The sequence below is a fragment of the Streptomyces sp. NPDC086766 genome, assembly GCF_044746005.1.
GTDB lineage: Bacteria > Actinomycetota > Actinomycetes > Streptomycetales > Streptomycetaceae > Streptomyces.
This window is the reverse complement of the sequence record NZ_JBIVBI010000052.1, coordinates 1-5,856: the sequence shown is the minus strand read 5'-3', so window position 1 is coordinate 5,856 and position 5,856 is coordinate 1. Positions and strand designations below refer to the sequence as shown.

7 protein-coding genes and 1 tRNA gene are annotated in these 5,856 nt (G+C 64.4%); 4 read left to right on the top strand and 4 right to left on the bottom strand.

Annotation, left to right across the window (positions count from 1 at the left end):
- Together ACIPM1_RS33720 and ACIPM1_RS33715 are read left to right on the top strand one after the other, a co-directional pair.
- Nucleotides 1-645: hypothetical protein (locus tag ACIPM1_RS33720; RefSeq protein ID WP_402441177.1), on the top strand; the 645-nt coding region annotated here is incomplete at its 5' end.
- Nucleotides 618-695: transfer RNA gene (locus ACIPM1_RS33715), tRNA-OTHER, on the top strand. The genes ACIPM1_RS33720 and ACIPM1_RS33715, both read left to right, overlap by 28 nt.
- A gap of 1,221 nt (nucleotides 696-1,916) precedes the next feature.
- Here the strand turns inward: ACIPM1_RS33715 and ACIPM1_RS33710 are convergent.
- The gene (locus ACIPM1_RS33710) at nucleotides 1,917-2,132 is read right to left on the bottom strand and encodes a hypothetical protein (RefSeq protein ID WP_402441175.1); all 216 of its coding nucleotides are present in this window, start codon (nucleotides 2,130-2,132) and stop codon (nucleotides 1,917-1,919) included.
- 118 nt (nucleotides 2,133-2,250) lie between these two features.
- Nucleotides 2,251-2,649 carry a hypothetical protein gene (locus ACIPM1_RS33705; protein ID WP_402441173.1) on the bottom strand — a complete coding sequence of 133 codons (399 nt, stop codon included), beginning with the start codon at nucleotides 2,647-2,649 and terminating at the stop codon, nucleotides 2,251-2,253.
- A 470-nt stretch (nucleotides 2,650-3,119) separates the two neighbouring features.
- Here ACIPM1_RS33705 and ACIPM1_RS33700 point away from each other — a divergent pair, with 470 nt between their 5' ends.
- Entirely contained in the window at nucleotides 3,120-3,536 is a 417-nt protein-coding gene (locus ACIPM1_RS33700; RefSeq protein ID WP_402441171.1) for a hypothetical protein, read from the top strand.
- Nucleotides 3,537-3,690: 154 nt separating this feature from the next.
- Here the strand turns inward: ACIPM1_RS33700 and ACIPM1_RS33695 are convergent, their stop codons facing one another.
- Nucleotides 3,691-4,053, bottom strand: a complete 363-nt coding sequence (locus ACIPM1_RS33695; protein WP_402441169.1) for a hypothetical protein — start codon at nucleotides 4,051-4,053, stop codon at nucleotides 3,691-3,693.
- Between the two features lie 135 nt (nucleotides 4,054-4,188).
- On the opposite strand from ACIPM1_RS33695, the gene ACIPM1_RS33690 reads away from it, so the two are divergent.
- Nucleotides 4,189-4,335 carry a hypothetical protein gene (locus tag ACIPM1_RS33690; RefSeq protein ID WP_402441168.1) on the top strand — a complete coding sequence of 49 codons (147 nt, stop codon included), beginning with the start codon at nucleotides 4,189-4,191 and terminating at the stop codon, nucleotides 4,333-4,335.
- A gap of 413 nt (nucleotides 4,336-4,748) precedes the next feature.
- On the opposite strand, the gene ACIPM1_RS33685 is transcribed toward ACIPM1_RS33690, so the two are convergent.
- A complete protein-coding gene (locus tag ACIPM1_RS33685; RefSeq protein ID WP_402441166.1) occupies nucleotides 4,749-5,627 on the bottom strand; it encodes a metallophosphoesterase family protein in 879 nt (292 codons plus the stop codon).
- Nucleotides 5,628-5,856 lie beyond the last annotated feature (229 nt).

The window sequence follows — 5,856 nt, the reverse complement described above, 5'->3', positions numbered from 1 at the left end:
CGGCCGACATTTCATCAACAAGACAGCCTCTGCGTCGGTCAGTCGGCGGGTCAGACCGCCTCGGGTGACACCACCGACATCCTCACAGTCAGCCGCCGCACGCGGTCTTTGCAGGGGGGCGACGCTGTTGAGCGATTGGGGCTGTCCCTGGCGTGGCGGAGGATGGTGCTCATGTGCGCTCTTTTCGACCCCCCTGAGCCTCGCCGCGTCTCGCCGGGCGAGTACCCAGGGTGGGACCGGGCTCTCGCCCTTCTGAACCGGGACCTGGCGGTGACGCTTCCCCAGCTGGAACCTCTGCAACTGCTGGCTCTTCCGTCCTACGATGCGGATGAGCCGGAGAACGTCTACGTCGCCATGGCCAACGGTGAGTGGCACGGCAATTACCTGGACCCGAACTCGCAGGACAGCCGTGCCTCTGCGCTGGCGAGCGTTGCCGATGCCGCACAGGAGACTGTCATGGAGCTTTTGTGGCAGGCGTGGCCCCTGTGCCCCGAGCATGGCCTGGGCATGCATCCAATGGAGGATGCACAGGAGCGACTGTTCTGGTGGTGCGCGGGAGAACGGTTGCGTCGCGGTCCGGCTCATATCCACGCGGCCGTGGGTGCACTCGACGCTTTGGGAACGTCGATCCGTACACGGTCTTGAAAACCGTCGTGGCAGCGATGTCACCGTGGGTTCAAATCCCACCGCCTCCGCGCGATGAGCAGTGAGAGCGGCCCCTGACCTGGATGTTTGGTCGGGGGCCGTTCTCGTGCCCGGCTACCGTGGCTGCGCGGTGTTCCCCGTGGTTCTCCGCTCGATCGGGCACGCGTGGGGCACGGCTACCTTCTGATCCGTAGCTCTAGAGAGATGAGTCGGAGACGGTCATACAGGTCGCTTGGCGGCCCATGACGGCCGGTGCGGGGTGCTGCCGGTTGCTTGGGTTGCTGTACCTGGCTGCTGTACCGCAACTCCCCGCTGCCATCTCGTTGTCAGTCCCCCCTGTTAGCCCGCCTGGCGGGATGAGACCGGTCAGAGAACCTTCGAGGTTCGCGGTCAAGGGGGGTGGGCACAAAGGTCCCCGGGAGCGACCTCGGGACTATGTTGCAGGCCGCAGACCCCACCCCCCTCATCACCTGGCCAACACGCTTTCCAACTGTGGTGGTGGGGGTCGCGGGGTGTGTGCAGGGGCGTTCACCTGGGTTCATGGGCGGTTGGACCGTACGTCGCTTCCGGCATGCGGTCTCCTCTGAACGGCCGTGAACCGGGCTGAATGAGACGGAAACTGAGACGGCCACACCGACACTGCAACGTGTCGGCGCGTCTGGTGTGCGCCGGGCATCTGGTGCCCGCTGGCTCCACCGGGTGTCTTTGGCCGCTGCTGCCGCTGCGGTGTCGGCGCTGTGGTTCAGATGGTCCGCCGTCTTTGGCAAGCTGTGGTTCCAAGCCTTCAGCCGTGGGCTGGCTGAATGAGACGAGTCGCGATCGCGACGATCGCCAGGATCCCAGCGATCACGCGAGACCCTGCCGGACCGGGCCATGTACGCCGTCTGGCTGCTGGCTGCATATCCCACATCAGCCGCGCCACACCTCCGTAGTCGCACGCCACCAGGAGCAGTGCACTCACCGGTAGCACCCAGATCCACTCGATGTGCAACTTCTCTCCCTTCACAGGTCCAACAGCCGGGGCCCGGAAGCCCTCAAGGCCTCGACTCAACACCTCAAGCCGAGATTGGAAAAGGCTCAATGACCCAATCAACCGCCGCTGCGGTCGGATCCCGGAGCACCAGTTTGGAAGAGTGCGTATGCGGATCCCGCCTGAGCGGGCAAAAAGCTGACCTGTGCGTTCCTGGGCTGCGCGCCGTGGTTCACCGCTGTTCCCCGTCGGTCGCCGTCCCATCGGGCACGCATGGGGCACGTTGGCTGGCTGTGTGCGACTACGACGACGGACTCGGCTTCCTGCGCCGGACGAATCGACGGCAGGCTACCCAGAGGTTGATCAAGAACAGCACTGATCCGGCGATGGGCCAGCCCACGGACTCACCGTCGCGGTAGGTCTCGATACCGCTCACCAGCAGCAGTGAACCGACCGCAACGCCCGTCAGGTCGAGGAAGACGTCTGCCTGCCTCGCGATCTTCGCAAGGGTGACCACGGCTTGATCGTGACAGGTGTACGTGGTCGCCGCCAAGGGCGAGTTCTCTGCCGAGACCTGCACCTTGTCACGCGGTCTGCGGAGTCTTAATGACCGAGTCAAGTGCTGTCGAGTGCCATCAGGGGCCGCTGTAGGTTCTGAGGGCGGGCATCGGCTGCTGCCAGGCACCGGCCAGTTCTGCCAGTGCGTCGCGTGCCAACTGGCGGACTGTGAGCCATCCTGCGTCGGTCGTCAGCGCCTCATACGTCCACCTGGCAGCATGCTCCGGCCCGCTCATCGCGTCGAGGATCGCGTCCATGCGTGAGTGGCGCGACTTCATGACGGCATCAATACGACCAGCCTCAGCAAGGACCAAGATCGCGCCCTTCGCGTTTTCGTAGTCCAAGGCCAGGTCGTCGGTTTCGAGTCGGTACCTGTCGAGCCACGCGATCTGATCCCCGGCGTCTGCGGCGAGCGTCGTGAGAGTCGAGACGAGGTACTTCGATGCGTTTGCTTCGGACAGCCTCTGCTGGTTCATTCCCCTCCCTTGGCGGTCATTGGATCACGCGGTTGGCGGGGTCTGCATGCCCGACGGTCATGAGGACGTCGCGCGCGCCCTGACTTATACCTTCGGCGACGCGACCTGCCCGCAATGCGAGCAGCGTCTCTCCGTCGTCGGGCAGGTCATCGCCAGTTCTAGTTGAGAACCGCGTCGGGATAGCGGGGCTTTGAATCCACGACCTTTTCGTCCCGAAGCAACTTGGGTGGAGGCTCGACCTGCGGCGAGTGCGCCTTTCACATGCGGCGATGGTCCACGGGCGTCCGTGCTTGTCCGCCGCTGTCCGTCGGCGTTGTCACGCAGTTGGACACTCACCGCCCGATCGCACGACGCTGCACAGCCGTGGCCGGGCCGGGGCTAGCCCAGTAGAGAATGGCACGGTGGACGTAGCTGCGGAACTGTGCGCTCTTACGGGCTCTCTGTCGCGAGACGACGGGGTCTTCGGCCGTGTGGTCGACGAGGCCGGCGGATCCGCTTCGGAACTCGTTCGCCAAGTGGCCGCCGAGGCCGAAGAGGCTTGGAAGCAGTATGCAGTGGAAGGTGCAGTCGGCCCGGACACACCAGTAGAGATCAACAACGCACTCTTGCAGATCGACGCTGAGCGCGCAGCGGAGCTCTTGACCTACCTGGCGACCTATGACCTGGTATTCCCGGGCTCAGGGTGCCGTGACCGCACCCACGCCCGTAGAGCGGCGGAACGTGTTGTACGTCTGCTGGGCTACGAGGCCGCCTGGTACACGAACATCACCGACCTCTCGCCCGGAGCACGGGCGTGGAACCCGGTCACCCGGCATACCTTCGATGGGGTTGTTGCGGGGACCGGCGGGGCCTTCACCGTGGTGTTGCTGCAGGTGGGCGAGGACTGAGCCTCGCTGACACGCTGCCGCTGCCGTGTCAGCTGCGGCGTTGTGCGAGCACCGCATTAGGAGTTCGATCTCCCCTCGGCGTGGTCGGGGCTCGCCTCGTGAACCGATGCCATACGTGACTGCTGTGTGCCGCCGCCGTCCTGGGTCGTTGATGTCAGGGTTGGATGTCAGCGAACCAGCTCCGGTATCGGACAAGCCTCCAAGGGCTCATCCGGCCGGTCGGCCCAGCGCCACCCAACATGTCGGCCGGTACACCTCCATAGCGTCCGGCAGGTCCGTCAGCCGTCGTCTTCCCGCTTGGAGGGGACGAAGCTTCCGGACTCCATGGGCTGGCTGCACCCCGGGCAGGTCGGGGTGCGTCCCCTTCCTTCTTTCCGCCGCTCTCGATCGCCATTTTCAGCTCTTTGATCTTCGTGTCGAAGTGCTCGGTGGTGACTTCTTGGCCGGTGTTTTTCTCGAGTTGTTTCTTGACTTCTTCGAGCCGGTCGTAGACCTCGTTCGTGGTGTGATTTTCCATGCGCCGACTCCTTGCTGGTTCGACGTGTCTCCGCTCTTGTCTCCGCGGCGTGGCCTCAGTAGCCTTACGCGGGTCGGAGACCTGGAGGGGGATATGCGAATTTTGTTCTGGTTTATCGGGGGGTGCTTCTCCGTGGTGGCGGTGCTGTCTTTCTACGCCATGGCGTTGGAGTTGCACGAGAAGCGAAGGGATCCGAACCCGAAGCACCCCTGGGACTATCTGATGTGGGCGGGGGCCGGGGTCGTCTCGCTGGGACTCATGACGCTCTTCTTCAAACTGTAGAAGGGGCACCCGTGGAATTGGTCAATATCGCGGAAGTCAATATTGCTACCAGCGCAGAGGGAAGTCCAAAAATTAGGGCCATTGCGATTCTGGGCTTAATGGCTGGTGTCGCTGAATGCATTTCCGTTCATACAGTCCTGGATCCGGAACCGATGATCGATGGGCGGCCCTCCCCTGCCCTTGAAGGTGGTAGGCCTTGAACCTGTGGCCTCATCCTTATCAGGTCGATCACGGGGGTCTGCCAACGTCGGCCAACCGCCCCTGCGCGTCGGCCGATCGTTCACTGAGGTCCGGCGTCGACCGCTGCCGTCCGTGCTTGTTGGTGTCAGCCGCTGGTGTCAGCCGCCGCACGCGGTCTTGACAAGCTCGGCTGACTTTGTCCCACGACAATCCAGTCCAGTGGAGGCACAGGCTCAGTTCGAGCCCGCAGGAGAGGGGCCGAGCCTTTCGATGACCTCGCGCATCTCCGTCTCGTCGGCCTCGTAGACCGTCTCGCCCATGCGAGGGTCTCGTGCATGGAGTGTATGGATGAGTGGCCCGTGGGGCGCTCCGAGGTGAACGAGGGAGGCCGACGGACCGTGGACGGCGCGCTCGGTGCCTGGGCGGGCGGTCAGGTCGATGCGGCTGACGACGCCGGGCGTGACCCAGACCGTCGCTCGTTCCAGGTGAGCCAGTATCTGTAGGTGGAAGTGTCCGCAGAGTATGAGCTGGACGTCGGTCCCGCGGATCGTTTCGGCTAGCTCTGGGCTGTTGTGCAGGCCGAGCGCCTGCTGAACTTCGACGTCCAGGGCAACCGGTGGGTGGTGGAAGGCCAGGACGGTGCCCTGTGGTGCCGGGGTGGCAAGTAGTTCGCGGAGCCAGTGGAGTTGGTCGCCGTCGAGTCGGCCGTAGCCTTTGCCTGGAACGAGCGTGTCCAGCGTGATCAGTCGCCATCCGTCGATGGTGGTTGCCCCTGCCCGCTCACCCACGGCTCCCTCGTATACCGCGTCAGGCTGAATGTGACCGCTGCCTAGCACGTCTGCGAATGCAGTGCGGTCGTCGTGGTTACCGGTTGTGTAGAAGACGTTCGCCCCTCGTCGGCTGGCGTAGCCGGACAGAAGTTCATGGGCCCGCGTGTACGCCTCACGAGAGCCGTCGTCTGCGACGTCGCCGGTGACCACCACCGCGTCGAGGTTGTCCAGATGATCTAGTTCGCCCAGCAAGCGGCAGAGTGCTGCAGTGCCATCGGCCCCGTCGGCGTCGGGGCCGCCGGACCGGTCCAGGTGGGTGTCCGAGAGGTGCAAGATCCGCATCGTACGAAGTTAGCCTCCGTCACCGGCGCCAAGCCATGACCTTTCTCGCCATGGCGTCCCCCTCCGCCGGCTCGAGACGTCGGCGCACGCTCGGCCTTCCTCAACCCACCATCCTCCCCGGCTCCCATCCCGTCCGCCGTCGACCCACACACCGTGGAGCGGGCGTGGTTCAGGGCGTCCAGGTGGAGCGCGCCCCTGTACGAACGACTGTGAGGATTGATCACGGCAC